Source organism: Granulicatella sp. 20925_1_28 (assembly GCF_041433575.1).
GTDB lineage: Bacteria > Bacillota > Bacilli > Lactobacillales > Aerococcaceae > Granulicatella.
Map to the genome: position 1 here is coordinate 20,034 of NZ_JAPWBS010000008.1, position 25,397 is coordinate 45,430.

A 25,397-nucleotide genomic window follows, 5' to 3' on the forward strand; every position below is an offset into this window, starting at 1 on the left:
ACTATAACCCAAAGGTCCTTCGTCTTTTATGGAAACACAACCAATGTAGAGATCCACTTTAAAAAAGGCAACAATTTCAGTCGATATCGATTCACAGTTCTGCCTCCATTTTAGGGGGGATAGAAGGAAAAAAGGAATGTAGTCTATAGGGACTGACCCCAAAAAGTGAGAATTTAATAAAAACAGCCTAGGGCTACCGTCTCCGGTATTCAATCGGAGACAGGTAGTCCAATTTTTGTTGGATTCTTTTTTCATTATAATACTTGGTTGAAGGAACAACTGCATCTACATGTTTGAGTCTATAGGTGTGAACAAAGGTATCCACGCTATGTATCCTTAGTTTCACTCTCATTACTTCTGTAAATTCTCTCAAAAAATCATCCGATACCCAATCCAGTTTCAGATAATAGCTAGCTTCCCTAGCAAGACGATAACGGTTATGGGTAGCGTCTGTATAATAGTGTTGGTAATAGACCTTCTGTCTATTTACTTGTTTCACCTGTTTTATTGAACCACGATTAATTTCACGAGTAATAGTAGAGCGATTTCTCCCTAGTCTACGAGCAATCTCAGCAGGTTTTAGTTCTACACTTAAATAAGCTTCAATTTCTCCTCGATCAGCTTCAGATAAGTGTTTGTATGATTGATTTGTGTTAGAATAATTAGTGGAGATATTCATCTTCCTGTATACTGTTTTTGGCAACTCTAGTATATCGGATGAACATGTCTTTTGTGTTGCACTTCATTTTACAACATGGAAATTTAAAAAAATTAAGAAAAAATCTTGACAACTTAAATATATGTGATAAAATTAAATCATTAAGGCTTATCCTTAAATCAAAAAAAAAGAAATTTGAAAGGAGATAAAACATGAAAAAAGTTTTATTTACATCAGCAGCTGTTCTTGCAGTATTAGCAGCAGGAGCTCCTGTATTTGCAGACGATATCAACGGTGGAGCTAACACTCCAGGTGCTTACGACCAACCAGTAACTGGTGGCGGTGTAGACGACGCTTACAACTCTCAATCTGAGTTTAAAAATGGTCGTAAAGCTAACGAATATGTTGGTGGCCACGAAGATAACGTTGATGCTATCGCACAAAAAGACCCAGCAGTAGTTGAGGCTAAAAAAGCATTGGATGCTGTTGAAGGTGGATCACACCTTTACGGTGAAAAGAAAGCTGCTTACGAAAGCGCATTGAACGATGCTCGTAATGCTGTTCGTAACGAGAAAATCCAAGAATCTCAAAAAACATACAACACTGCTGACAAGGCACAAGGTTCTTACTACATCTTGAACGAAACTCCAGAACAAGCTAACGCACGTTACTTGAAAGAACATGGTCTAACTGCTCAAGCAGCAACTACACCAGATGCAACTAAACCAGGTGTTGCAGACCAAGCTCAAAAAGCAGAAGAAGCTGCTAAAAAAGCTGGTGTAACTGCTAAAGCTAAAGCAAATCAAAAAGCTCTTCCAAAAACACACGCTGTTAAATAATTTTATATAAAGAGCAGCCAATCACTGAAACTTGGTTTCAGTGATTTTTTTAGTAAAAGATTAAGGAGAAAAAGATGAGTAGACGTTCTACGACAAAGAAATCACCAATTGCTAAAATAATTGCTTTTATCGTTGCAGTAGCTATCATTGCTTTAGGAGGCTTCTTTATCTATAATAGCTTCCTAGCTCCAAGTGGAGATAAGCTAAATGATGCAAAGGTTACTCAGGAGGCTCCAAAGCAAACTGATACTACTAGTCAACAGGAGGCTCCAAAGCAAACTTATACTGCTAGTCAAGAAGAAAAAGAATATCTCGCTAATAAATTTAAAGGCTTGCTTGCAACAAACTCTGAAACAGTTGGTTATGTATATATTCCTGGTACACAGTTAGATGAACCAGTCGTTCAAACAACAGATAATGCGACTTATTTGGATAAGCGCTTTGATGGCGTTATCGAACCTTTAATGGGTGCAGTCTTTATGGATGCTGATAACAAGAAGGACTTTAGTGATCGATTGACTTGGTTATTTGGTCACGCTCGTGGTAGTAAAGTGCCTGACCACCGCATGTTTAAAGATGTGAATTACTATAGCCGCCAAGAATATTTTGATGAACACCCTTATGTTGTCATTGAAACTCCAGAGAGAAAGTATTATTATGAAGCTGTTGCTATGATTATTGTCCCAGAAGAAACAGCTTTTTACCGTACTTCTTTTGATGATGATGCGGATTTTGAGAAACAGCTAAATATTATTTATGATACTGCAGAGGTTAAAAAACCAAATGTTAAGGTATCAGCTAAGGATAAATATCTTGTTCTTTCTACTTGTCGTGAAGAGGATGACACGATTCGTGCCAATCTCTATCTTCGACAAATTCCTGACTCAGAGATGAGTGATTTTGTCAAACAACATGGAGAAAGCCTTAAATATAAACCAACAAGAGAATAACCTTTAAACAAAAACTTTGTGAATCCTCTTAGAATTAAATGAAATAGTTTAATTCTGGGAGGATTTTTGGTTCTATAATTTTTATTTAACAGCTAATTTTAAACAAAAATAAAGATAAACTCCGCTTGAGTCAAATCTCAAACGGGGTTTGTCTTCAGTCTGAGGGATGTAGTTTAACCTACATTCCTTTTTGCTTAATCGACTTTATAAAGAAAATGATCAGGCTTACCTGAGTAATCTTGACCAGCATATAAGCGGTCGCGAGAATTATCGGATTGGGCTGGTTTTGTTGTTCCATCGCCGTTATTGACTTTAGGGGCTTCAGCTCCAGCAGGAATTATAAGAATGAAGTATCCACCAACGCCGCCTCCTTTAGGACGAACACCAAGTCTTAAGACTGTGCCATCTTTTTCAGGTTTCACAGTAAAGATTTCAGAATGCTCACTTACAAGACCGTTTTTATCGAAAACAATGGTATAGCCTTGTGCGTTTTTCCAAGTACCAGCTAGGCTAGAGTAGTCGCCGTTTTGGATTTCGACAATGTTAATTCCTTTTTGCGCACTGGCTTCTTTCTTCGTTACAGGTTTTGTATAAACTGATTTGTAAGTAAATTCATCTTTCTTAATCGATTCAGGTAATCCTTCCGGTACTTTTTCACCTTTAGAACGGTCAATTTTCCATTCATGGGTTTGTTCTAATTTCGTTCCAGTAGAATCAAATTTATATTGAATCATATGAATATTCTGTCCAGCACTCGAAGAAGTAGACATTAAAAGAGAGCCGTCTACGAGTGTGTCTAATAGAACGCGTTCCCCAATGGATGCCAGTTTAACCTCTGGAGAAGTTAAGCGAATAACTTGTCCATCTTTAAGAGTATAGATATCCAGTGGAATATGATTCCCGTTTTGAAGTATAAACGAAATAATGAGTTCATCGGTGCCGTTTTTGTCTAAGTCATAAAGGGCATAGTCGATACCTGTATAAATTTCTTCGTTTCGTAAAAGATAAGCAATCGTGTTAATCGATTGATCCACATCACCTTTACTGTTTTTCGTAACAGTCGCATATTTTGAAATAATCCCATCATACAAAGAGTAGTCAGGTTTTACTTCTACTGTCGTCGAAACGGTTGTTGTCGTTGTCTCCGTTGTAGTTTCTACAGCCGTCGTTTCTTCTGGTGCCTTTTGTGATTGACACGCCACCAAGAAAAGACTCGATAAAAGAAGGGTAGACAATAATTTTTTGTTTCCCATAAGATTCCTCCGCACACAAACTTTGAACTTTTTATAAAAAAATTATAACAAATAAATGAACGTATGAGAATTAAAATCATATTGGCTAACAAAAAACACCTCCACGAACTCTCTCTAGTAGAGTCGCAGAGGTGTTGTTTTTGTATAAGGATTAAAGTTCCTAGCGAAGAGATTATTCCGCTACTTTTTTGAATCTCAACGTGAAGTAGATAGAAACCGTATCTCCATTGTCAAGGTCTTGTTTTTCCTCGAATGACAGTGTTAATATCCCATCTTCAAGGGTATATTTATATGTCACTGGTCTTATGAATTTCTCTCCTGAGAATGTTACTAAATTAATGAACATTGGTGCGTTCTTGAATTCAAACGTACCGGCACTCTCGTTAATGGTAATATCTTTTAAGTTTTGATGGATTTCATACTTTTCATCATTGAATTCAAAGCTGGTAGGGCCTTTCATTCCGTTAAAAGTTTCCAGGTGCTTTTTCAAACGGTTATATTCTGATTTAATATATTCTTCTTTGGAACCCTTGACTTTTGTTGGATTTTTTGCCTTTAAGTAGTCATAGTAGTTTCCAAAAACCGCATTGGTCGTTGTCGTAATGTCGTAAACCGCAGAATCCCCAGTAATTGTTAGTGTCGGTGTCACGTCTTTGAACGCATCGGCATAAATAAGTTTTTCTGGAGTTTTATATGCAGTACTTTCATATCCTAAGCCGCGTTCGAGTGTACTTCTGAAGTCGATTTGTTCCCATTTTCCTTCGAGAGGATTAGAAGAAGCAGCTGTTGTTGCAGTAGTAGTTGTAGCGGTTTGATTTCCGCAGCCGGCAAGCATTAAAAGAGAGCAGCCAGCAATCAATAATGGTTTTAAGTATTGTTTAAACATGGTCGCGTCTCCTTTCTATTTCTTTTCTGCACTTGGTACGCGTTTGAAGTTCAGTTCAAAATGAATTGGAAGATTGTCCTTTGTCTTCATATCAGCGTAGATGGTCAAGATGCCGTCTTTCACTTCATAGTTGTAAGTCGCTGAATCAAACCAATGATCTTTAGCAGCTGATGTTAGCGGGAATGAGTGAATAATGGTGAATCCTTCATCAAATGTGACAGTTTTTGCGCTTTCATCCACAGTTCCTGTAGCCTCGTAGCTATAAATTCCTGTTGAAGTATCCATTGACACTTTGTATTTCTTATAGTTTTTTCCGAACTCTGCTAGTCCTTCTTTCTGCCAAGTTAGGAATTCCTCTTCTGTCTTTTCATTTTTGAAAGTCGAAATCGCGTAGTATGCTTTTGCGAATTTGTTCAAATCATATTGATAACTTAGTTTTACGTTTGTACCATCGACTGACAAATTCATCTTGAAGTCTTTAAAAGCTTCAATAAATTTTTTAAAAGTATAATGGTTCAAATCATAGATGCCAAAATCTTTTTGAATCGAATCAATCTCGTTTATGGATTCCCATTCACCAGCAATATTATTTGGATCTTTTTGTTCTTGTTGCGATTGCGCTTGTTGCGAGTTATTGGTATTTTGATCTGAAGCTTGGTTCTGTCCACATCCAGCAATCACAAAAACTGTGACAAGAGAGAAGAGACCAAGAAACAGTTTCTTAGTTTGTCTAATCATAGTTAGACCTCCTTCAAACAAATTGTTGTATTATGCTTATATTATACTTCTAATATTTTTGTTTTACAAGGGTTTTCACAAAAATTACCATTTTCTTCCGGCATCTCACCATTATTCAACAGGAGAAGAAGGAGCCAATCAGCTCTTCATTTATTAGACTAGCTTGGATGGAGATTCAGATAAACACACTTTACGGTTCCGCCTCTATTTAAGAAGATAACTATTAGGACATAAAAAAAGAATGTAGTAATACTACATTCTTTTTTAGTGCTGTCTGGGAAAATGTTCCTAGCGAAGAGATTATTCCGCTACTTTTTTGAATTTTGCTGAAATAATCGTATTTACATTATTCTTTGCATCGCTTTGCTCAATCGTCAACGTTAAAATATCTCCATCAATAGAGTATTTATACGTTGTTTCTTTATTTGCAGGAGCAATGGACATGATTACAAGATCCACAATATTGATCGCTTCTGGGAAGACAATCGTTTGGTTTGTTGTATCTAATTTACCATTCTTCAATACAGAATGAATTGTGGCATTATCATTATCAAATTCATAAGTTGTATTTGGGAAGTCTTTAGCGCCAGCTTGTAGATTTGATGATAATTTAGTAAATTGATTTTTAATATATTCATCTTTTGTTTGCGTCAATTTAGATGCATCTAGTTGTTTTAAGTAATCGTAGAACATTCCAAAACCATCTGCTAGAGATACAGTATAGTCAAATTCAACAGTTGTGTCAGTAATATTCAACGTTGGTTTTATATCTTTCCATGCCTCAGGATAGATATGCTTGAAAGCCGAATCATTATTTTTGAAATCTTTATAGGCTAAGCTACGTTCAATAGCTGATCTGAAGTCAATAGCTTGCCACTTTCCTTCAATTGGCACTGGTTCTTTTTGAGTAGTGCTTCCTTTACGTTTGAAGTGTAGTTCATAGTGAACGGGAAGGTTATCTCTTTTCGATTTCCCGTCAATCGTAATATAAAGCATGTCATCTTTTAGTTCGTAATAATAGGTGGTTGGCGACAAGTTGTTTTCACTAAGTGGGAAGAAGAATGAGTTTGTTACGGTAATTCCTTCTTCAAAAGTCATGGTTTTCGCATCTTGATCAATAGAACCCGTTGCTTCATAGCTAAATACGCCTGTATCTTTATTCATGCTTACTTTGTATTTCTTAAAGTCACCTGAAAATTCTTCGTGAGAGTCATATAAGGCTTTTTTGAACTCTTCTTCAGTCTTTCCTTTAGCGGATTGTGAAAACTTATAGAAAGCGTTACTAAAGTTCTCAATATTATAATCGTATTTAATAGTTGCCGTATTGTTTTCAATCTTTAAGTCCATTTTGAAGTCTTTGACAGAGTCAAGCAAGCGTGCAAAGTTGAGTGCGTTAAGGGGATAAGCTCCGATGGAGTCAGATAACGCATCGACTGCATCGACTAATTCCCAATCACCGTCAATCGTTTCAACTTTAGGTGCTTCTGTTTGAGCGGCATTTTGGGAGCTGCTTTGGTCTTGAGAACAAGAAGCCAGCACGAAGACTGAGCATAGAGCAACTAGTGTTAAAAATAATTTCTTATAATGTCTAAACATCGTTAGACCTCCTTAATAGAGTAATGCTAATATGATTAAATTATAACGATTACAATTTTTGTTTGCAACGGTATTCACGAAATTTACAAGCTTGCCCCGTAATTTCACTGATTATTCAAAATGAGAAGAGGAAGAGTCTTATTTGGCGGGGCACTAAACTTTTGAGATTTTCAAGGACTTTTCTGTGTAAAATAGCTTTCAGTTTCTATTAAAATACGAAGGAGCTTCGGGGTATAGTCATGATAACCGCGACAAACAAGCAATGTGAAATGGGAGTAAGACAGAAGAAACAGTGCTTTTCTGTTTCTTCGTAGTCTTACCCCCGCAAGGACAAATAGGATTGACCAAACTACTTGATAGTGAAGGTCAATCCATTTGTCTACTGCGTCTACATTGTTTAAGCTAACAATATGAAAATTGCAAGCTTTCTAGGGTTGAGACCAAAGGCTCAACCCGGTGTAGCAGTTATCATGACTATATCGGACCGAAGGTACCGAAGTATTTTAATTGAGCATTAACTCTATATTTTTTGCACTCAAAAACCCCTTGAGAAAAACTCAAAGGGGTAGTGAGTTAGTTTTGAACTTTCTTGAATTTCATTTGGTACACCAGATGCAAGTTTTGCTCCTTCAGTATACGCTCCGCTTTTATCGTCATCGTGTCCCCAACAATCTCATATTGATACTTTATCGGTTTTTCTTGGTCGGTGATATACAGTGGGATGACTGCAAAAATATTTGGAACTTCCGGGAAGGTAATCGTTTTTGTTTTTGTATCTAGAACGCCATTTTTCAACACAGATTTTATCGTCGATGTTTGTTCATTCCAGTCAACCGTATGGTATTTGAGATTACCATACGTCGTTTTTGCTAGACCAACAATATAGTTAATCGCATTTTCTTTGTAGCTAAATTGTTTTTTGCCAATCACATCACCATACGCATCCAAGAATTTTGACATGTTTGCGGTGTATTCAAATGTAACCTTATTTCCTTGAATCTTGAGGACTGGAACGACGTCTTTGAGGGCCTCTGTTGCCTTTAAGCGACTGGCCGCATCGTCGTATTGGAGTAGAAATACCTTCTCAAGAGTATCTCTAAAGTCGACGGCTTGCCACGTTCCTTCCACATCAACAGAAGCAGGTTTTGGAGCTTCTGTTGTTGGAGTTTGACTTTGTGTTTGTTGTACTGGTTGTTGTTCGTTTCCACATCCTGCAATGAACAGTAGAGAGAAGAGGGAAACCATCCATAAAGTAAATTTTTTCATGTTTGCCACTCCTTTCTTATTGTCCGCCTAATCGATTGAAACGAATACGCATTTCTCGAGGATAGCCTTCTTGAATATCGCCTTCAATGAAGAGTGTCATTTGATTGCCATCCACTGTGTATTTATACGTAATAGGTTTCAAAGGATCAATGCTAATTCCCATGACAAGTGTCTTTAAGAAAGTCGGTGTTTCAGGGAAAGTGATCGTATGTTTTTCCTTGTCGATTTCACCTTTTAAAGAGTAGTCATAGGCCAAGTTCGCATCGTCTGTTGTAACCTGTGCGTGTTGATATTTCTTAACAGCTTCTTTGAACCCATCAAAATTATTTTTAACATAGGTATCCATATCAGGAGTTTTCAGTTGGAGGCCCTTATATTCATCCTCATAAACTTTTTTCACGCTAAGATGGTACTTCAATTCGACCGTATTCTCATTAATATCGAGCGTCATTTTTACGTCGTTGAAGTCCTCTACCACATATGCGGCAACAAAGGTTTTGATATTCATAGCCAAGAGAATCTTCTGCATCGTTAAAGGTTGTTCAGTCCATTCCCATGATTCCTGTGGGGATGTCTTTTGTGCTTTAGAATCGGGCGTTTGACTCTGACACCCTGCAACGAAGAGTAGAGTAGCGAACGCCAAGAATCCGAAAAGCATCTTCTTTGTCTTACAAAACATAGAGTTACCTCCTAAAAGTTGTTACTTATATTTTAGCATTAACTGGAAGGATTACAAAGTGAAACTTTGAGCGAGTATCATTTGAGAGGTGGGGATAATGAACAATATCTTGGATAATCCTACTGGGTATTCGAAATGAAAAGGATAAAAAGTTTCTTTGGCCGGTTCTCTAAATGTTTGAGATTCTCAAGGCCTTTTATGTGTAAAATAGCTTTCTATTTCTATTAAAATACGAAGGAGCTTCGGGGTATGGTCATGATAACCGCGACAAACAAGCAATGTGAATAAGAGCGGGTTAAAGTTTTCAACTTTTACCCGCTCTTTGAAGCTTGCTAGGGTTGAGACCTTAGGCTCAACCCGGTGTAGCAGGTATCATGACTATACCGAACCGAAGGTTCTAGAGTATTTTAATAGATCACCAGCTCTATATTTTTTTGCACACAAAAAACCCTTGAGAAAATCTCAAAGGGGCAGTGAATTATTTTTGCACTTTCTTAAATTTCATCGGATAAACCAAATGGATTCCATTTTCTTTATAGACCTTCTCAGCGTACATCGTAAGAATATCGCCATTGATCTCATAATGATACGTAATTGGGACTTCTGTTGAAGAAATATAAAGTGGAAGAATACCAAATAGATTTGGAACATCCGGGAAGACAATCGTTTTTGCGTTTGTGTCTAGAACGCCACCTTCTTGTTTTCCTTTGAAGATATAAGTTTCATCATTATAAGTTCCAGATAAGTCTTGGGACTTCTTAATATTTTTTTGGGCAAGGGCGGCAATTAATTTAGCAGCTTGTGCCTTGTCTTTAGCAATATCTTTATGTGCTTCAGCATAGAACTCGAAGTATTTATTCATATCTACAGTGTAGGTATAAGTTACCTTTGTTCCCTCGATGGTTAACGTAGGAGAGACATCTTCGAAAGCCTCTGTTACTTTCAATCGGGTATACGCGTCCTTGTAAGTATATAAAAATGTACGTTCTAATGTATCTCTAAAGTCGATCGCTTGCCATTCACCTTCAAGAGCGACTGGTACAGGAGCCTCAGTTGTGGTTTCAGCAGTCGTTTGTTCTGGCTTTTGTTCAGCACATCCTGCAACGAATAGAAGAGTAAGAAGCGACATCATCCATAGCGAAATTTTTTTCATCGTTTTCATCATTCATCACTCCTTCTATTTAGACTCTTCCGTGTAGTTAAAGCGAAGACGCATCACAAGCTTCAAGCCTTTATCGTTTTTGCCTTCCGCAGAAAGCGTCATTTGTTTTCCGTCCACTGAATAGGTATACGTGATGGCCTCTAGTGGGTTTGTATTAGGCCCTAAGATAATTTTGCTTAGGAATGTTGGAGTTTCGGGGAAAGTGATGGTGTGATTGTCCGAGTCAATCGTTCCAGTCAGCGTATAGTCGTAAGCGTAGTTTGCTTCATCGAGTGTAATCTTTGTATGTTGAAGCGTCGCTACATAGGCTTTAAAGTCTTCTGTTTTCTGTTGTACGTATGTTTTGAAATCAGGAGTCTTCAGACCTAGGCCTTTATATTGATCTTCATAAATGCGCAGATAATCAAATCGGTACTTCAATTCAACCGTTTTGTCCTTAATCGTCATCGTCATTTTTACAATATCTAAGTCATCCAACATATATGCTGCAGCGCGGGGCTCAAGATTCGTTGCAAGGAAAACCTTTTGCAACGTCGATTGTTGTTCTGTCCACAACCACGTTCCTTGTTGGTCTTTAGTTAAATCTTGTGGAGCTTTAGGTCCTTGTTGTGTAGATGACTGACAGCCTGCGATAAGCAGTAGGCTGGCAATCGCCAACAATCCTAACATCATCTTCTTAATTTTATTAAACATGAACGTGCCTCCTAAAGTTGGTTATCTTTATTCTAACATTAAATGGAATCATTATAAAGTGAAATTTTGAGCGTATTCTCATTTGAACGGTGGGCATAATGAAAAGAGGAAAAGTCTTCAGCACAGATTGAGTAGTGTTGGAGATTCTTAAGAAAAATTGTGTGAGGAAGAATTTTTTAAGTCTATTAAAATACAAAGAACCTTTGGGTAATAGCCATGATAACCGCGACAAACAAGCAATGTGAATTAGAGCGAGTTAAAGTTTTAACTTTTACCCGCTCTTTGAAGCTTGCTAGGGTTGAGACCTTAGACTCAACCCGGTGTAGCAGTTATCATAACTATTACAAACCAAAGGTTCTAGAGTATTTTAATAGAGCACTTAAAAGCATTTATTTAGCTGTCTTATAGAAGTTGCGTAGACCAGTAACAATCCCTTCAACGAGTTTGTTATGGTATTTATCATCTTCTCCGAAAATTAAAAAGCCCCATTCGATGAATGAGACTTTTTAAGGATGCTATAAGTAGGACTATTAACGTCCGAACCACACGCTCATATCCACATTTCCAAGACCTGTGACAAATTCCTTATCGGTATATTGCCAGCCCCAGCTTGGTTGGCTGTATGGAAGTTGGTAAGTGAACTGTGGAGTATAGGCTGCCACCCAGTCCACGTATTTTAAGATTTCAGGATCGTTTAAACGATTTTGTAAGAGATATTGATAACTGTAAATACGCACGTTTGTGTATCCAGCTTTGGCCATGGTGTCACGGTAGGCTTTCCAGATTTTCACCCAAGTAGTGGTATCCGTTGGTGCAGATTTTGCACCGTTTGTATAACGCCAATCTTCTAAATCGAAGTAAATAGGGTAAGTTGGTTTAATATTGTATTTTTTGATTAACGCAATGGTTTGCTCGGCATCTTCCACACCATCTGCCTCTGTAGAAGCATAAGTGTAAAGGTAAATTCCGTAAGGAACGCCAAGGCGGTTTAATTCGCTAATGTTGTGGGCGAGATGTTTATCTTCGGCACCAGAGTAACCGATACGAACAATAACCGCATCAATATCATTGTCCTTGATGATGCCTTCCCAGTTTGAGATATGACCTTGGTGTTCACTGATGTCCATGACTTTCTTGGTTGTTTCATCCCCAAGACGTTGACTTGCACCGTTGTAGAAATAACGTTTGCCGTCTTTTTCGACCCAACCGATATCGACTGCTTTCTTGCTCAAGATATTTCCGCTCCCGTCAAATACGTATTGATAGTGGTCGATGATATGCGTACCAGTTGCCATTTTACCGTTATCGAGTACGTAATATTTATTCTCAATCCATTCTTTACGCGCGACTTTTCCGTTGCCCTTGAAGTAGTACCAGTAGCCACCGACTTTTGCCCAGTAGTTCTTCGCGAATGTTCCGTCTTCTTTGAAATAGTATGAAGAACTAGTTGATTGGTCGTATTGCATTTCGTTTTTCGCCATACGTCCATTACCCTTGATAAAGTAAGAGCCGACCCATTCATTTTTGGCTATGTAGCCACCGTCTTTAAAGTAGTACCAGTCGCCGTCGATTTCTTTCCATTGTTTGTTTAGGTATTTCCCATTTTCGTCAAAGTAGAAAGAACTATTGTACGTAGGGTCGTAGACGAGTTCGCTTGCGGCCATCGCACCGTCAGATTTGACGTAGTAAGAGCCAATCCATTTGCTCGTATCCATTTCCCCATATTTGCGGAAGTGATACCATTTACCGTCGATTTCCCTCCATTGATCGCGGACGTATTTACCAGATGCATCGAGATAATAAGTGGCTTGGTACTTGCTGTCGTAAATAAATTCGGACTTGGCCATATATCCGCCAGCCTTCAAGTAGTAGTCGCCTTTCCACTCGCGGCTTGCGTAAGTACCACCTGGTTTAATATAGAACCAGCTATTGTAGTTTCTGTCGAAAACCCATTCGTTATCGGCCATCGCACCGCTATCTTTTAAGAAATAGCTGCCGCTCCATTCGTGAGAGTACATCACACCATTATCGTGGAATGCGTACCAAACACCACCGATTTTCTTCCAGTCGCCACGGAATACTTTTCCGCCAGATAGAGCATAGTACCATTTACCACCTTGGTAGCTCCAGCCTGGACTAACGAGCATCCCTTCGATGTCCACAAGATAGCCATCTGGAGTAACAGTTGATTTTAACATCTTTCCGTCAGCGCCAAAGTAGTACCAGCGTCCTCCGTGCCATTTCCATGTATTTGTGATTGGCTTACTATCCACTTGGTAGTACGTTTCGCCATCAGCTTTGTAAAGACCAGTATATTTTGGTTCTTCACCTGGTTTATACACATGAATATCGACGTCGTTTTTAGAATCTTTCGGAAGAGAAGCTTCTGAAGTCGTTGTCGCTTCTGTCGTTGCTTGAACCGTTGTGACTTCCGCAGTCGTCGGTTGAACTGTCGTTTCAGTTTGTGTCGTCTCTGCAGCAACCGCATGTGCCGAAAGGGCGAAGAGGGCAGCCGTTAAGAGAGTGACTTTACCTGTAAGTTTCATAAAAACCTCCTTGAATAAAATTTTCCTTTATAAGTGTACCAAAAATAAGTAGAGTGCGCAATTTCCTACGATAAATTTCACAGTTTCGTCATAAGGGTGAAATGCGACTGCAACAAATGAATCTCTTAAGGGCAAACTAAATCATGCAATTCCGTGAAATCTTAATAATTATATTTTCTAGGAAATGAAGGTACAGGAAGAGGGCGGATTGTGCTATAATCGGTGGTATGAAAACGACAGAACAACAAAACCAACCAAAACAACAACTATTAAAAGGAACCTTGATGACGCTCTTTGCCGGGATTGCCTGGGGGATGAGTGGCGCGTGTGGTCAATACTTGATGGCGCACGGAATGGGCGTGCTCGCCTTGACCGACCTACGTCTGATTATCTCTGGGGTCTGTCTGTTGGCGATGAGCTATGCGTTTACCCGTGGGCAACTGGTCGCATTCTTCAAGGAGAAGAAGAATTACGCTAAGATTACGCTCTTTGCGTTTATCGGGCTCTTCATGAACCAGTTTACCTATCTGGAGGCGATTCACCTCAGTAATGCCGGAACCGCGACAGTCTTGCAGTATCTCTGTCCGGTCATTATTCTGGTGTACATGTGCTTGAAAAATCGCACGACACCGACCGCATCTGAAGTGACATCGATTGTCCTCGCAATTCTTGGGACGTTCATCATTGCCACACACGGCCAACTCAATCAACTCAGCGTGACACCACTCGGGCTCTTCTGGGGCATCTTTAGTGGCTTCACGTACGCCATTTACATCATGCTTCCGATTAAACTCATTCAAGAGTACGGAAGTCTTACGGTGATTGGAGTAGGGATGGTCATTGCAGGGGTGATTCTCTTCCCGATGAGCGGTCTTACGACGATGAATCTCGTGTATAGCGTGGATATTCTTGCAGCACTAACAGGAATTATCCTGATTGGAACGATCATTTCGTACACGATGTTTTTAAAAGGGACGAGCTATATCGGGCCAGTGAAGAGCAGTCTGATTGCCGCCGTCGAACCGATTTCTGCGGTGTTCTTCGCCTTCCTGATCATGAACGAGCAATTCTTCGCGATTGACTTTGTCGGCATGGCGATGATTCTAGCAGCCGTGGTCCTTATCTCAGTCAAAGACTTAATCAAAGAACGTCGTAAAAAAGAACAAGGCGTACTCGAATAACAAAAACGAACCGCAATTGGAGCACATCCAGTTGCGGTTTTCATTTATTTTGAAAGAAATGAAAAAACTTGAAACTGAGACCGTTCTCATGAAACTTTCATCTTTTTCAAATAAATGGTTTGTGCTATACTATGTACCATCAATTAACAGATGGAGGTCCTTAATTTGTCTTATTCACTCGAAATTTTACCAAGCTTATTACACGGAGCAGTGACGACATTAGAAGTGTTCGCACTCGTTCTTATCTTCTCGATTCCGCTGGGCATTCTCATTGCCTTTGCGATGCAGCTGAAATGGAAACCTCTCAACGGACTCATCCATATCTACATCTGGGTGATGCGCGGGACGCCTCTGTTATTACAACTAATCTTTATTTATTACGTCTTGCCAAGTGTCGGTATTCGTTTAGACCGACTCCCAGCAGCGCTTATTGCCTTCACGCTCAACTACGCGGCGTACTTTGCGGAGATTTTCCGCGGGGGGATCGATACGATTCCAAAAGGACAGTATGAAGCGGCGAAGGTGTTGAAATTCACGCCAGGAGCAACGATTCGCGATATCGTTCTTCCACAGGTGACGAAGATTGTCTTGCCAAGTGTCTTCAATGAAATCATGAGCCTTGTCAAAGATACGTCACTTGTATACGCGCTTGGAATCTCAGACCTTATTTTGGCGAGCCGTACCGCAGCCAACCGCGATGCGAGCCTTGTTCCGATGTTTCTAGCAGGAGCGATTTACCTGATCGTTATCGGAATTGTGACGCTTGTGGCGAAACGCATTGAAAAGAAATTCAGTTATTATAAATAGGAGGACAAGCAGATGTTAGAATTACGCAATATTAGTAAACGTTTCGGCGATAAACAAATCTTGTCCGATTTCAACTTAACGATTCACGAAGGAAAAATTTTGGCCATCGTCGGACCTTCAGGAGGCGGGAAAACAACCTTGCTTCGGATGTTAGCAGGGCTTGAAAAAATCGACTCTGGAGAAGTGTTCTATAACGGCGAACCTTTAGCGCTTGACGAACTCTCGAAGCGCCAATTGCTTGGATTCGTGTTCCAAGACTTCCAATTATTCCCACATTTATCCGTATTAGAAAACTTAACGATTTCACCGGTGAAAATGAACGGGGTGCCTCAAGAAGAAGCCAACATGAAGGCACGCGCGCTATTAGAACGCCTCGGACTAGCTGAACACGAGGACGCATTCCCATATTCACTCTCAGGCGGACAAAAACAACGGGTGGCCTTAGCCCGTGCGATGATGATTGACCCTGAAATCATCGGCTACGACGAACCAACGTCAGCGCTCGACCCAGCCCTTCGCCTAGAAGTAGAGAAGTTAATCCTCCAAAACAAAGAACTCGGAATGACGCAAATCGTCGTGACTCACGATTTAACCTTTGCCGAGAATATCGCGGACGAATTATTGACGTTCGAACCGAAATAGGAGGCCGCTATGAAGAAACAAAAAGGAATCCTAGGGCTTTTAGCGCTTGTAGGGGTGGCGGTCATGAGTCTTGCAGGCTGCACGCAACTAGCAAGCAATCCAAAAGTCGATAACTGGGATAAATACCAACAACAAAAGAGCATCACGGTCGGCTTCGATAATACCTTTGTTCCAATGGGGTTCGAGGAGAAGAATGGCAACTATACCGGCTTTGATATCGAACTCGCGCAGTACGTGTCGAAGAAACTCGGCATCACGGTTCACTTCCAACCGATTGACTGGGACATGAAGGAGACGGAACTCCAAAACGGCACGATTGATGCCATCTGGAATGGGTATTCCGCCACAGACGAACGCCGCGAGAAAGTCGCCTTCACGATTCCCTATATGCAAAATACGCAAATCTTAGTCGTGAAGAAATTGAGTGGCATTCACTCGGTAGAAGATATGACGGGTAAAGTCCTTGGTGCACAAAACGGCTCGTCTGGGATGTTAGATTTTGAAGAACATCCAGAAGTGTTGAAGAACCGTGTCAAAGGCGGGGACGCTGACCAATACCAAAGCGTGAACGAGGCCATTATCGACTTGAAGAATGACCGTATCGACGCCTTACTGATCGACCGTGTATACGCGGATTACTACCTCACAACAGAAGGCATCGCCGACGAGTACGACACCATTCCTTCAGGATTCGAGAGTGAGTCCTTTGCGGTAGGGGTACGACCTGCCGACAAGAAGCTCCTCGAAGCGCTGAACCAAGCCTTCAAAGAACTCTATCAAGAGGGCATCTTCCAACAAATCAGCCAGAAATGGTTTGGCGAAGATGTCGCAACGCCTGAAGTTAAAGGACAAGAATAACCAAATAACAAGGAACCATCGCTGGACGGAAGGGGCGCCTTCCTGATTATGAACGAGCAATTCTTTGCGATTGACTTTATCGGCATGGCGATGATTCTAGCAGCTGTGATGCTCATCTCGCTCAAAGACTTAATCAAAGAACGCCGTAAAAAAGAACAAGGCGTCATCGACTAGAAACAATACACTTAAACACTTGCAGTGGGAACGCTGCAGGTGTTTTTTTGTGGGAAAAGGGACTTAGTCCTGTACAATAACAAACTAAATTTTTTACTTAAAATGATTGTTTAACTTTTTGGGGTCAGTACATTGTTGCTTTATTCTTTTTTTATTAAAAAATTGTTATGACAGGATTTATTTTATGACACATTTTTTTTGCCAAAATTTGAGTTTTTTTATCTAAATGAGTATTGTATGATAAATTCATCAAATAAGGAGTGCGTTTTCAGATACTCGAAAACGTCATTCTAGAATAAAGGAGAAGAAAAATGTCAAACAAATCTTTTAAAGTGAAACTCCAAAAACTTGGAACAACACTTTCTAATATGGTCATGCCAAATATCCCAGCCTTAATCGCTTGGGGTGTATTAACGGCATTAGTAATTCCAAACGGGTACCTTCCAAATGAAGAATTAAGTAAGATGGTATCCCCAATGTTAACTTACGTAATTCCACTTCTAATTGCGTTTACAGGTGGATTCAATGTATACGGACATCGTGGAGGCGTTGTCGGTGCTGTTGCTGCATTCGGGGCAGTAGCAGGATCTACTGTACCAATGATTATTGGTGCGATGATCATGGGACCTCTTACAGCTTGGTTAATGAAGAAATTCGACCAAACAGTACAACCAAAAATCAAACCTGGTTTTGAAATGTTAGTAAATAACTTCTCTGCAGGTTTCCTTGCATTCGGTATGATGCTTCTTGCCTTCTACTCTGTTGGACCAGTTGTTGCGAACTTAACAACATTAGTAGGACAAGGGGTGGATGCATTAGTTACACTTAGATTATTACCATTAGCAAACATCATTATTGAACCAGCTAAAATCTTATTCTTAAACAATGCGTTAAACCACGGAATCTTTACTCCAATTGGAACACAACAAGTTGTAGATGCTGGTAAATCAATCCTATTCTTACTTGAAGCAAACCCTGGACCAGGTCTTGGTATCTTACTTGCATTTGCGTTCTTCGGAAAAGGTTCTGCAAAATCATCTTCATGGGGTGCAATGTTAATTCACTTCGTCGGTGGGATTCATGAAATCTACTTCCCATACGTAATGATGAAACCAGCAATGTTCCTTGCTGTTATCGCAGGTGGTGTATCTGGTACATTCACATTCCAATTATTAGGAGCTGGATTAACTTCAGCTGCTTCACCAGGTTCAATCATCGCAATCTTAGGGATGGCTCCTAAAGGATTTATGCCTCACTTAGTTGTATTAGCCGGTGTATTAGTAGCTGCTGTTGTATCATTTGTAGTAGGTGCATTTATCTTAAAACTCGACAATTCAGAAGAAGAATCACTTGAGGCTGCTCAAGCTGCTACTTCAGCTGCAAAAGCACAAGCAAAAGGACAAGTTGTCGTTGCTTCACCTGAATTTTCAACAATCTCTACTGACTCAGTAAAACGTATTATCTTTGCATGTGACGCTGGTATGGGAAGCTCTGCAATGGGTGCTTCACTTCTTCGTAACAAAATTCAAAAAGCAGGTTTTGAAAACATTCCTGTTACAAACCAAGCAATTTCAACTCTTGAAGATACAGATTACACATTAATTGTCACTCAAGAAGAATTAACAGAACGCGCTGCACAACGTACGCCAAGAGCCATTCACGTATCAGTTGATAACTTCTTAACATCACCAAAATACGATGAAATCGTAGCACAATTAACAAACGGAAACGTTCGTCCAGCTGAAACAGCTGCACCAGCACAAGAAGATGCAACAGTCGACTTAAACCATGTTGATGAAGTTGTCTTTGCCTATGACAAAGCTGAAGGTTCTGCAACAATGGGTCGTGAAACATTACAATCTATCTTCCGTTCAAATGACGTGAAGATTCCAGTTGTGACAGTTCCGTTCGAAAAATTAGCAGAACATAATGCAAAAAACATCTTGATTGTTACAACGATTGCACAACAATCACAAGTACAAGCAGCTGCACCAAATGCGCAATTATTAGTAGTCGATAGTGTTGTGACAACACCAGAGTATGATAAATTAATTGCGCGCATGCACAAATAATTAAAAGATTTCTCGATAAAAGAGTATAATGAAGATATGTTATTTACAAATCGAGAAGAACAATTGATTAAAGCCTTCCTGGAACTTGGAAAGCTTTCCGTAAAAGAAATGATGGAACTCTTAAAGGTTTCAACGAGAACGGTTTATCGGACCATCTCTGATTTAACCGTTAGCTTGGAACCTTTAGGAATCCAACTGATTAAAGAGGGGAAAAAATACTATCTAGAAGGAGACTTGCAACGTTTAGAGAGTGAGACCATCACGCTCGGCAGTACCCCGACAGATCGATTATTACACCTCACATATCTCTTACTTAGTGAAGAGAGCCCTATTACGAATGAGGAGCTTCAAGAGCGCCTCTTCGTTTCAAATGTAACGATTATTCAGGACATTGCACTGATTGAGAAGCGACTAGCGCATTTCAATCTGACACTCAACCGCCAAAAAGGATATATGATACAAGGAGACGATTGGCAAAAGAGGAGAGTGTTAGCAATCGTCCTGTCTAATGCTATTTCTATACAGGAATTTGCGAACGGGCAATGGGAAGGATTTAGTCATTTAGAAAAGAATACAGTTAGCCTGTGCAAAAAGGCCATAGAAGGACAAAATGCCGCACTTGGAACTTTAGATCCAAAAATCAAGGAGTTCTTAACCTTTTTATTAGCGTTAGCAGATAATCGGTTAAGTCCAAAAACGATTAGTGGGATTTCCAAAAACGCCCTCACTATCTCACAAACGATTTTTAAGGAGCTTAGCGATGAGGCATCACCACGATTTTATAATCTACAAGAGATTGTGTCGTTTGCAAAAATCATTGATGAAACGGTACTAAAGAGACAGGAAGTTCCTCTTTATCGCGAACGTTTTGATAGTGAGTTCTATTACAGCGTCAGTCAATTAATCGATAGTGTTTCGCGCTTTACGAAAATTGATTTTATTCGTGATAAAGCCCTCTTTACGTTTCTCTTTCACCATCTAAAGTTAGCCTTAGCCGTACCAGTCTTATATCCAGATGGTTCGTCTTATCATGTGGCATCTCTAGTGACTAAGAAGAATGCGTATCTTAATGATATCGTCAGTCTCGTTGTTCGCGATATCTTCCCAAGTTACTTGAACAGTGAGTACGAGCATTCTCTCATTACATTGCATTTTGCCTCGAGTTTAAGAAGAAGTCCGGATATCTATCCGATTCGCGTCTTACTCGTGACGGATGAACGACCACTCATGACGAGCTTATTGATTACAAAAATACAAAGTATTGCGCCATTTGTGGGACAAATCAAGGTGGTCTCCAGTAGCGAGCTTGACGGAGTTGACTTTCAAGCTTACGATTACACACTGTCGACAAAGCCAGTGGTAGGCTATCAGTTTGATACCATTTCCGCCTTTCCCTCTGCAAAGGAAATACTGGAATTACAAGAGTGCTTACAACGCGTCCAAGAAAATATCACAGTTCGTCGTACGGAACGTCCTGTTGAAACGATTACGTTTGATTTACAGGCGTATCTACAAGCATCTAGTCAGCTGCTAAAGAACTTCCGCTTGATGCACGTTCAGAATGCAGAGACCTTTGCAAAGACCGTCTTCCAACTCATCCAGGACTTACAACTGGTGAATGGAGCAGACTATTTGGCGGACAAGTTACTGAGACGTTTTGAAGAGAGTCCACTTGCTATTCCGAATACGAACCTGGCATTGCTGCATACACAGTCGCATACGGTTTTAGAAAGTCACTTTGTCGTTATTGACCTAGAACAACCTGTTGAAGCCAAATCCATGACGCACGGCAGAGAACAGGTCAAACGAATTCTAGTGATGTTAACGAAATTGGATGAGAGTGAAGAAGTGAGAAACTTGATGACGGCAATTAGTCAGTCCATCCTGGAGAATAATCTCTATACAGAAATCTATCGTACCGGGAATCAAGAAATCATCTATCACTTATTGAATACCATATTCAACGAAAAAATTAAGAAATTGGAGAATTAACCATGGAATTTGAAGAAAAATTAATTAAATTGAATCAAGCTTTTGAGAACAAAGAAGAAGCGATTCGTTACTGTGGACGCTTGCTTGTTGAAGCAGGTCATGTCAATGAAGCTTATGTGGATGCAATGGTTCAAAGAGATGCAGACTTATCTGTTTATATGGGGAACTTCATTGCAATTCCTCACGGAACAGATGCAGCTAAAAAAGAAGTGAAATCTTCAGGAGTTGCGATTGTTCAAGTCCCATCAGGAGTGAACTTTGGAACAGAAGAAAATCCAAAAGTCGTGACCGTATTATTCGGAATCGCTGGACTTGGAGACGAACACTTAGAAATCATTCAAAAAATCTCAATCTTCTGTGCAGATGTGGATAACGTTGTGAAATTAGCGGATGCACAATCGGTTGAAGAAGTTATTCGTTTATTAAATAATGTAGAGTAAGGGGGCATAAACTATGAAAAAATCAGTACATTTTGGAGCAGGAAATATCGGCCGTGGATTTATCGGAGAATTGTTATTTGAAAACAACTTTTCAATCACATTTGTCGACGTAAACGAAAGAATTATTGATGCCTTAAATGAACGTGGCGCTTACGAAATCGAAATCGCTGAAGAAGGACAACGCCATATTGCCGTATCAAACGTACGTGGGATTAATAATGCTAAAAATCCAGAAGCAGTCGTAGATGCAGTTAGTGAGGCAGACTTGGTGACAACTGCCATCGGACCAAACATCTTACCATTCATTGCGGAACTGATTGCAAAAGGAATTGAAAAACGTCGTGTCAGTGGGAATACAACTCCTGTTGATGTTCTAGCATGTGAAAACATGATTGGCGGATCTCAATTCTTATACGAAGAAGTCAAGAAATACTTGAGTGAAGAAGGCCTTGCCTATGCACAAACCTATGTCGGCTTCCCGAATGCTGCCGTAGACCGTATCGTTCCAGCACAAACACACGAAGACCCACTTTTTGTGGTGGTGGAACCTTTCAATGAATGGGTCGTTGAAACAAGCCGTATGAAGAACCCATCCCTTCAATTAGAAGGAGTGCATTACGAAGAAGACCTTGAACCATTCATCGAAAGAAAATTATTCTCAGTGAACTCAGGACATGCGACTTCAGCGTATACAGGGGCTTACTACGGTGCGAATACAATCCTTGAAGCTCTTCAAAATCCAACCGTAAAAGAAAATGTAGAAGCCGTTCTTGCAGAAATCAGAAGCCTTCTCATTGCTAAATGGGGCTTTGACGAACAAGCCTTAAAAGACTACCATAAAGTCATTATTAGTCGTTTCGAAAATCCATTTATCGTGGATGACGTTGCTCGTGTGGCAAGAACACCAATTCGTAAATTAGGATATGACGAACGCTTCATCCGTCCTATTCGTGAATTACGTGAACGTGGACTTTCATATGACAACCTATTGAAGACTGTTGCGTATGTCTATGATTACAAAGATGATAGCGATCAACAATCCGTTGAGTTGCAAGCATTACTTGCACAAAAACCTCTTGCAGAAGTGGTCAAAGAAGTAACAGGCGTAACGGAAGAAGCACTCGTTTCTCAAATTGTGACTTCTGTTGAACAAGTCCTCTCTCGCTAAGAGGAGCACCATTCATAGAACAAATAAAGGAATCAAGCACAAAATTGCTTGATTCCTTCTTTTATTGCTAGAAATATCAGTTCGATTGAGCGCTAAAAGTTGAGATACCAGTAGCTATTCTTAGGGGCCAGAGTTTATTTAACGAAAATTTATCTAGCTTATTACACGGAGTAGTAATCCTATTATAAGTGTTAGAGACTGATGAACTCGCAAAGTGCTTAACCAAGCTTTAAAGGAACTCTATCAAGAGGGCATCATCCAACAAATCAGTGAGAAATGATTTGGTGAGGATGTTGCAACGCCGGAAGTCCAAGGGTAAGAATAAAAAAACAAGAAAACATTGTCTTTAGGAAGGAATGCCTTCTGGAAGGCATTTTTTTGTCGTTGTCAAAATGTATAAAAAATCACATAATACGAATATTTCCTGAAGAAAACGTTAAATAACGGAATTTTATCTTGATAACTATTGAGCAAAGGAGTACACTTAAAGTGCAAACAGTAACAGGCGCCGTTACCAATTGTACAAAACTATAAAGAAGGGATTTATGTGTCAACCAAAGAAAATAGTAATGGATTACAGAAAAGTTTAAAAATCGTATTTGTTTACACCGTCGCAACAGGATCAATTTTCACATTTGTCAGTTATTGGGATTCAGTTTTTTATAATTATTGTGGGCCAGGTACATTTTTAGCTTTTGCACTGATGACACTGGCCATTCTCCCAATCGCGCTTGTTTATAGTGAAATCTCGCCACTGTTCAAAACGGCGGGTGGGGAACTCATCTACAACACGGTCGGCATTAATAAGCACGCTGGATTCTTAGCCTCGTGGTTAATTATGGCCGCCTGGATATCTGTTCCACCAGCTGTTGTAATGGCCATCGCCACCTTTATTAGTCGAACATTTGGACTCGCCCTCAGCTTCAACAATATCATGATGATTGCCATCGTGATTCTATTGTTTGTATTCGTGTTGAGCTTGCAGGACGTACAAATGCTCGTCAAAGCACAGGCGTTCTTCTTATTCGCCAATATTACAACAACGATTATTACAGGCATCCTCTTACTCACGTCCGGACATTGGAACATTAGTAATTTTTCAAATCTATTCCAATCAAATGTGGATAGTACCTTTATTATTCCGGGCTGGATTATCGGAATGGCGCTTCTGATTACACCGTACTTCGGTTTTGAGACCGTTCCGCAAATGGTGGAAGAAGGGGACTTCCCAATCTCGAATACGAAGAAGGCTATCTGTGGTTCCGTTTTGACTTGTGGAATCATCTATACGTTTTTCTTCTTCTGCGTGGCAGGGCTCGATACCTTCGATAACCTACTAGCCAATGATGCGTCTAACGGCTTTATGTCGATTAATGCCATGGAGAAAATCTTAGGCTGGAAAGTATGGCCACTCATCTACGGTTGCATTTCGATTTTACTTGGAATGCTCGCATCCATCTTAGGATTCTGGATGTCAACAGTACGGATGTTGTACTCAATGGGTAAGAACAACTTCCTTCCACAAGCCTTTATGAAACTCAACCGTCACCAACAACCAATTTTACCGAATATCTTCCTACTCGTGATCAGCTTGATTTTTATCTTGTTGCAAAATGCGACAACCTTCATGAATGACTTCTTCAACTTGATGTCATTTGGCTGTGCCTGCGCGTACGCCTTAACCATGATTTCCGCAGTCCGCATCCGCAACAAACATCCTGAGTGGTATGTCAATAATAAAAATACGGTCAAAGGTGGAAATGCCTTACGCATTATGGCCATGATCATCATGCTTGCCATCGCATTCTTCTGTACGCTTGGACAAGGAATCGGTTCTTGGATTTCATTTGCCGTGTACATGGGAGTCGGTGTATGCATCTGGTTATGGATGGTCCTCATTCGTTGGAAACATGTCAAAGTAACTATTGAAACCCCTGATGGAGAAAAAGAATATTAAAGGAGAGAAAACCATGAAAAAATTAGAAGGAAAAGTAGCACTTATCACTGGAGCAGCCGTTGGACTCGGAAAGGGAATTGCAACAGTCTATGCCAAATACGGCGCTAAGATGTGCCTTGTCGACTTATTACCAGAAGTTGAAGAAACGGCCAAAGAATTAAGAGAAACATACGGAGCCCAAATCGTCACTTATGTCGGAGACGTCTCCAACAAAGAGCATATGAAAGAAGCAGCCAAGGAGGCAAAAGACGCCTTCGGGGAAGTGAACGTGGCTTGTTGTAATGCTGGGGTTTGTCGCTTAGCTCCATTTGAAGAAATGAGTGACGAGATGCGCGACTTCCATATCGATGTGAATATAAAGGGCGTATGGAATACGTGTCAGGCCGTCATCCCTTATATGCTTGAACAAGGCGGTGGTAGCATCGTTATTGCCTCATCCGTCACAGGGGATATCGTAGCCGATGCCGGAGAAGCAGCCTACGCTATGACAAAAGCAGCGCTCGTTGGCTTAACGAAATGCTTGGCCGTCGAATACGCAGACCGTCATATCCGCGTGAACTGTTCACAACTTGGATATGCGCGTACACCAATGGTTGAAAAGATGGCGATTGAATCCAATCCAGAAAACCCAGAAAGTGCCATCCAAGACATCGCAGTAGGAGTGCCAATGAAGCGCTTGGCAGACCCACTCGAAGTCGGCGAACTCTTCGCGTTCCTTGGAAGTGATGAAGCCAGCTACCTCACAGGAAGCCAAATCGTCATCGACGGCGGCAGCACCTTACCAGAAACGATGAGTATTGGGACGAATTAAAGAAAATAAATTTTGAAAGAAATAATCAC

21 protein-coding genes and 3 pseudogenes are annotated in these 25,397 nt (G+C 40.2%); 13 read left to right on the forward strand and 11 right to left on the reverse strand.

The features are described from left to right. Window positions 1-193: 193 nt before the first annotated feature. Both O3793_RS05345 and O3793_RS05350 read right to left on the reverse strand, forming a co-directional pair. Window positions 194-259 (reverse strand): annotated as a pseudogene (locus O3793_RS05345) (IS3 family transposase); the annotation flags it as partial. A gap of 3 nt (window positions 260-262) precedes the next feature. Then, window positions 263-679: pseudogene (locus tag O3793_RS05350) on the reverse strand (helix-turn-helix domain-containing protein); the annotation flags it as partial. A 191-nt stretch (window positions 680-870) separates the two neighbouring features. Here O3793_RS05350 and abpA point away from each other — a divergent pair. Together abpA and srtB are read left to right on the forward strand one after the other, a co-directional pair. Next, window positions 871-1,497, forward strand: coding sequence for an amylase-binding adhesin AbpA (gene abpA / locus O3793_RS05355; RefSeq protein ID WP_371446161.1), 627 nt, complete (start codon window positions 871-873; stop codon window positions 1,495-1,497). A 74-nt stretch (window positions 1,498-1,571) separates the two neighbouring features. After that, window positions 1,572-2,447 (forward strand): class B sortase, LPKTxAVK-specific, encoded by an 876-nt coding sequence (gene srtB, locus O3793_RS05360; RefSeq protein WP_371446162.1) that lies wholly within the window; start codon window positions 1,572-1,574, stop codon window positions 2,445-2,447. Window positions 2,448-2,641: 194 nt separating this feature from the next. Here srtB and O3793_RS05365 read toward each other — a convergent pair whose 3' ends face one another. The 9 genes from O3793_RS05365 to O3793_RS05405 all read right to left on the reverse strand — a co-directional run bounded on the left by O3793_RS05365 (window position 2,642) and on the right by O3793_RS05405 (window position 13,266). After that, window positions 2,642-3,700, reverse strand: coding sequence for a DUF6287 domain-containing protein (locus O3793_RS05365; RefSeq protein WP_371446163.1), 1,059 nt, complete (start codon window positions 3,698-3,700; stop codon window positions 2,642-2,644). Window positions 3,701-3,872: 172 nt separating this feature from the next. Beyond that, window positions 3,873-4,586: a hypothetical protein gene (locus O3793_RS05370; RefSeq protein ID WP_371446164.1), complete on the reverse strand. Its 714-nt coding sequence runs from the start codon at window positions 4,584-4,586 to the stop codon at window positions 3,873-3,875. Window positions 4,587-4,601: 15 nt separating this feature from the next. After that, window positions 4,602-5,324: a hypothetical protein gene (locus O3793_RS05375; protein WP_371446165.1), complete on the reverse strand. Its 723-nt coding sequence runs from the start codon at window positions 5,322-5,324 to the stop codon at window positions 4,602-4,604. A gap of 300 nt (window positions 5,325-5,624) precedes the next feature. Further along, complete coding sequence (locus O3793_RS05380; RefSeq protein WP_371446166.1) at window positions 5,625-6,920, reverse strand: hypothetical protein; 1,296 nt, start codon at window positions 6,918-6,920, stop codon at window positions 5,625-5,627. A gap of 573 nt (window positions 6,921-7,493) precedes the next feature. Beyond that, the gene (locus O3793_RS05385; protein ID WP_371446167.1) at window positions 7,494-8,186 is read right to left on the reverse strand and encodes a hypothetical protein; all 693 of its coding nucleotides are present in this window, start codon (window positions 8,184-8,186) and stop codon (window positions 7,494-7,496) included. A 16-nt stretch (window positions 8,187-8,202) separates the two neighbouring features. Further along, the gene (locus tag O3793_RS05390; protein WP_371446168.1) at window positions 8,203-8,865 is read right to left on the reverse strand and encodes a hypothetical protein; all 663 of its coding nucleotides are present in this window, start codon (window positions 8,863-8,865) and stop codon (window positions 8,203-8,205) included. Window positions 8,866-9,343: 478 nt separating this feature from the next. Continuing rightward, window positions 9,344-10,027, reverse strand: coding sequence for a hypothetical protein (locus tag O3793_RS05395; protein WP_371446169.1), 684 nt, complete (start codon window positions 10,025-10,027; stop codon window positions 9,344-9,346). Window positions 10,028-10,042: 15 nt separating this feature from the next. Further along, window positions 10,043-10,720, reverse strand: coding sequence for a hypothetical protein (locus O3793_RS05400; RefSeq protein WP_371446170.1), 678 nt, complete (start codon window positions 10,718-10,720; stop codon window positions 10,043-10,045). A 530-nt stretch (window positions 10,721-11,250) separates the two neighbouring features. Then, window positions 11,251-13,266, reverse strand: a complete 2,016-nt coding sequence (locus O3793_RS05405; RefSeq protein ID WP_371446171.1) for a GH25 family lysozyme — start codon at window positions 13,264-13,266, stop codon at window positions 11,251-11,253. 227 nt (window positions 13,267-13,493) lie between these two features. Between O3793_RS05405 and O3793_RS05410 the strand changes: the two genes are divergently transcribed. The 11 genes and pseudogenes from O3793_RS05410 (at window position 13,494) to ucpA (ending at window position 25,368) form a co-directional block, all read left to right on the forward strand. Further along, window positions 13,494-14,447: a DMT family transporter gene (locus O3793_RS05410; RefSeq protein ID WP_371446172.1), complete on the forward strand. Its 954-nt coding sequence runs from the start codon at window positions 13,494-13,496 to the stop codon at window positions 14,445-14,447. Between the two features lie 165 nt (window positions 14,448-14,612). Then, window positions 14,613-15,254 carry an amino acid ABC transporter permease gene (locus O3793_RS05415; RefSeq protein WP_371446173.1) on the forward strand — a complete coding sequence of 214 codons (642 nt, stop codon included), beginning with the start codon at window positions 14,613-14,615 and terminating at the stop codon, window positions 15,252-15,254. Window positions 15,255-15,266: 12 nt separating this feature from the next. Next, window positions 15,267-15,896, forward strand: a complete 630-nt coding sequence (locus tag O3793_RS05420; RefSeq protein WP_371446174.1) for an amino acid ABC transporter ATP-binding protein — start codon at window positions 15,267-15,269, stop codon at window positions 15,894-15,896. Between the two features lie 9 nt (window positions 15,897-15,905). Continuing rightward, window positions 15,906-16,754, forward strand: coding sequence for an amino acid ABC transporter substrate-binding protein (locus tag O3793_RS05425; RefSeq protein WP_371446175.1), 849 nt, complete (start codon window positions 15,906-15,908; stop codon window positions 16,752-16,754). A gap of 36 nt (window positions 16,755-16,790) precedes the next feature. Continuing rightward, window positions 16,791-16,928, forward strand: a pseudogene (locus tag O3793_RS05430) (EamA family transporter); the annotation flags it as partial. Between the two features lie 311 nt (window positions 16,929-17,239). Continuing rightward, window positions 17,240-19,000 (forward strand): PTS mannitol transporter subunit IICB, encoded by a 1,761-nt coding sequence (locus tag O3793_RS05435; protein WP_371446176.1) that lies wholly within the window; start codon window positions 17,240-17,242, stop codon window positions 18,998-19,000. Between the two features lie 15 nt (window positions 19,001-19,015). Next, window positions 19,016-20,992: a BglG family transcription antiterminator gene (locus tag O3793_RS05440; RefSeq protein WP_371446213.1), complete on the forward strand. Its 1,977-nt coding sequence runs from the start codon at window positions 19,016-19,018 to the stop codon at window positions 20,990-20,992. 2 nt (window positions 20,993-20,994) lie between these two features. Next, on the forward strand, window positions 20,995-21,432 hold the full coding sequence (locus O3793_RS05445) for a PTS sugar transporter subunit IIA (RefSeq protein WP_371446177.1): 438 nt from the start codon (window positions 20,995-20,997) through the stop codon (window positions 21,430-21,432). A gap of 13 nt (window positions 21,433-21,445) precedes the next feature. Next, window positions 21,446-22,600, forward strand: coding sequence for a mannitol-1-phosphate 5-dehydrogenase (locus O3793_RS05450; protein ID WP_371446178.1), 1,155 nt, complete (start codon window positions 21,446-21,448; stop codon window positions 22,598-22,600). A 547-nt stretch (window positions 22,601-23,147) separates the two neighbouring features. Continuing rightward, entirely contained in the window at window positions 23,148-24,557 is a 1,410-nt protein-coding gene (locus O3793_RS05455) for an APC family permease (protein ID WP_371446179.1), read from the forward strand. Window positions 24,558-24,570: 13 nt separating this feature from the next. Next, window positions 24,571-25,368, forward strand: a complete 798-nt coding sequence (gene ucpA / locus O3793_RS05460; protein WP_371446180.1) for an SDR family oxidoreductase UcpA — start codon at window positions 24,571-24,573, stop codon at window positions 25,366-25,368. Window positions 25,369-25,397: the final 29 nt, after the last annotated feature.

What these genes read in the sequence shown, in the direction of transcription:
- abpA (WP_371446161.1), top strand. Translation starts at nt 871, where the DNA reads ATGAAAAAAGTTTTATTTACATCAGCAGCTGTTCTTGCAGTATTAGCA.
- srtB (WP_371446162.1), top strand. Translation starts at nt 1,572, where the DNA reads ATGAGTAGACGTTCTACGACAAAGAAATCACCAATTGCTAAAATAATT.
- O3793_RS05365 (WP_371446163.1), bottom strand. Translation starts at nt 3,700, where the DNA reads ATGGGAAACAAAAAATTATTGTCTACCCTTCTTTTATCGAGTCTTTTC.
- O3793_RS05370 (WP_371446164.1), bottom strand. Translation starts at nt 4,586, where the DNA reads ATGTTTAAACAATACTTAAAACCATTATTGATTGCTGGCTGCTCTCTT.
- O3793_RS05375 (WP_371446165.1), bottom strand. Translation starts at nt 5,324, where the DNA reads ATGATTAGACAAACTAAGAAACTGTTTCTTGGTCTCTTCTCTCTTGTC.
- O3793_RS05380 (WP_371446166.1), bottom strand. Translation starts at nt 6,920, where the DNA reads ATGTTTAGACATTATAAGAAATTATTTTTAACACTAGTTGCTCTATGC.
- O3793_RS05385 (WP_371446167.1), bottom strand. Translation starts at nt 8,186, where the DNA reads ATGAAAAAATTTACTTTATGGATGGTTTCCCTCTTCTCTCTACTGTTC.
- O3793_RS05390 (WP_371446168.1), bottom strand. Translation starts at nt 8,865, where the DNA reads ATGTTTTGTAAGACAAAGAAGATGCTTTTCGGATTCTTGGCGTTCGCT.
- O3793_RS05395 (WP_371446169.1), bottom strand. Translation starts at nt 10,027, where the DNA reads ATGAAAACGATGAAAAAAATTTCGCTATGGATGATGTCGCTTCTTACT.
- O3793_RS05400 (WP_371446170.1), bottom strand. Translation starts at nt 10,720, where the DNA reads ATGTTTAATAAAATTAAGAAGATGATGTTAGGATTGTTGGCGATTGCC.
- O3793_RS05405 (WP_371446171.1), bottom strand. Translation starts at nt 13,266, where the DNA reads ATGAAACTTACAGGTAAAGTCACTCTCTTAACGGCTGCCCTCTTCGCC.
- O3793_RS05410 (WP_371446172.1), top strand. Translation starts at nt 13,494, where the DNA reads ATGAAAACGACAGAACAACAAAACCAACCAAAACAACAACTATTAAAA.
- O3793_RS05420 (WP_371446174.1), top strand. Translation starts at nt 15,267, where the DNA reads ATGTTAGAATTACGCAATATTAGTAAACGTTTCGGCGATAAACAAATC.
- O3793_RS05425 (WP_371446175.1), top strand. Translation starts at nt 15,906, where the DNA reads ATGAAGAAACAAAAAGGAATCCTAGGGCTTTTAGCGCTTGTAGGGGTG.
- O3793_RS05435 (WP_371446176.1), top strand. Translation starts at nt 17,240, where the DNA reads ATGTCAAACAAATCTTTTAAAGTGAAACTCCAAAAACTTGGAACAACA.
- O3793_RS05445 (WP_371446177.1), top strand. Translation starts at nt 20,995, where the DNA reads ATGGAATTTGAAGAAAAATTAATTAAATTGAATCAAGCTTTTGAGAAC.
- O3793_RS05450 (WP_371446178.1), top strand. Translation starts at nt 21,446, where the DNA reads ATGAAAAAATCAGTACATTTTGGAGCAGGAAATATCGGCCGTGGATTT.
- ucpA (WP_371446180.1), top strand. Translation starts at nt 24,571, where the DNA reads ATGAAAAAATTAGAAGGAAAAGTAGCACTTATCACTGGAGCAGCCGTT.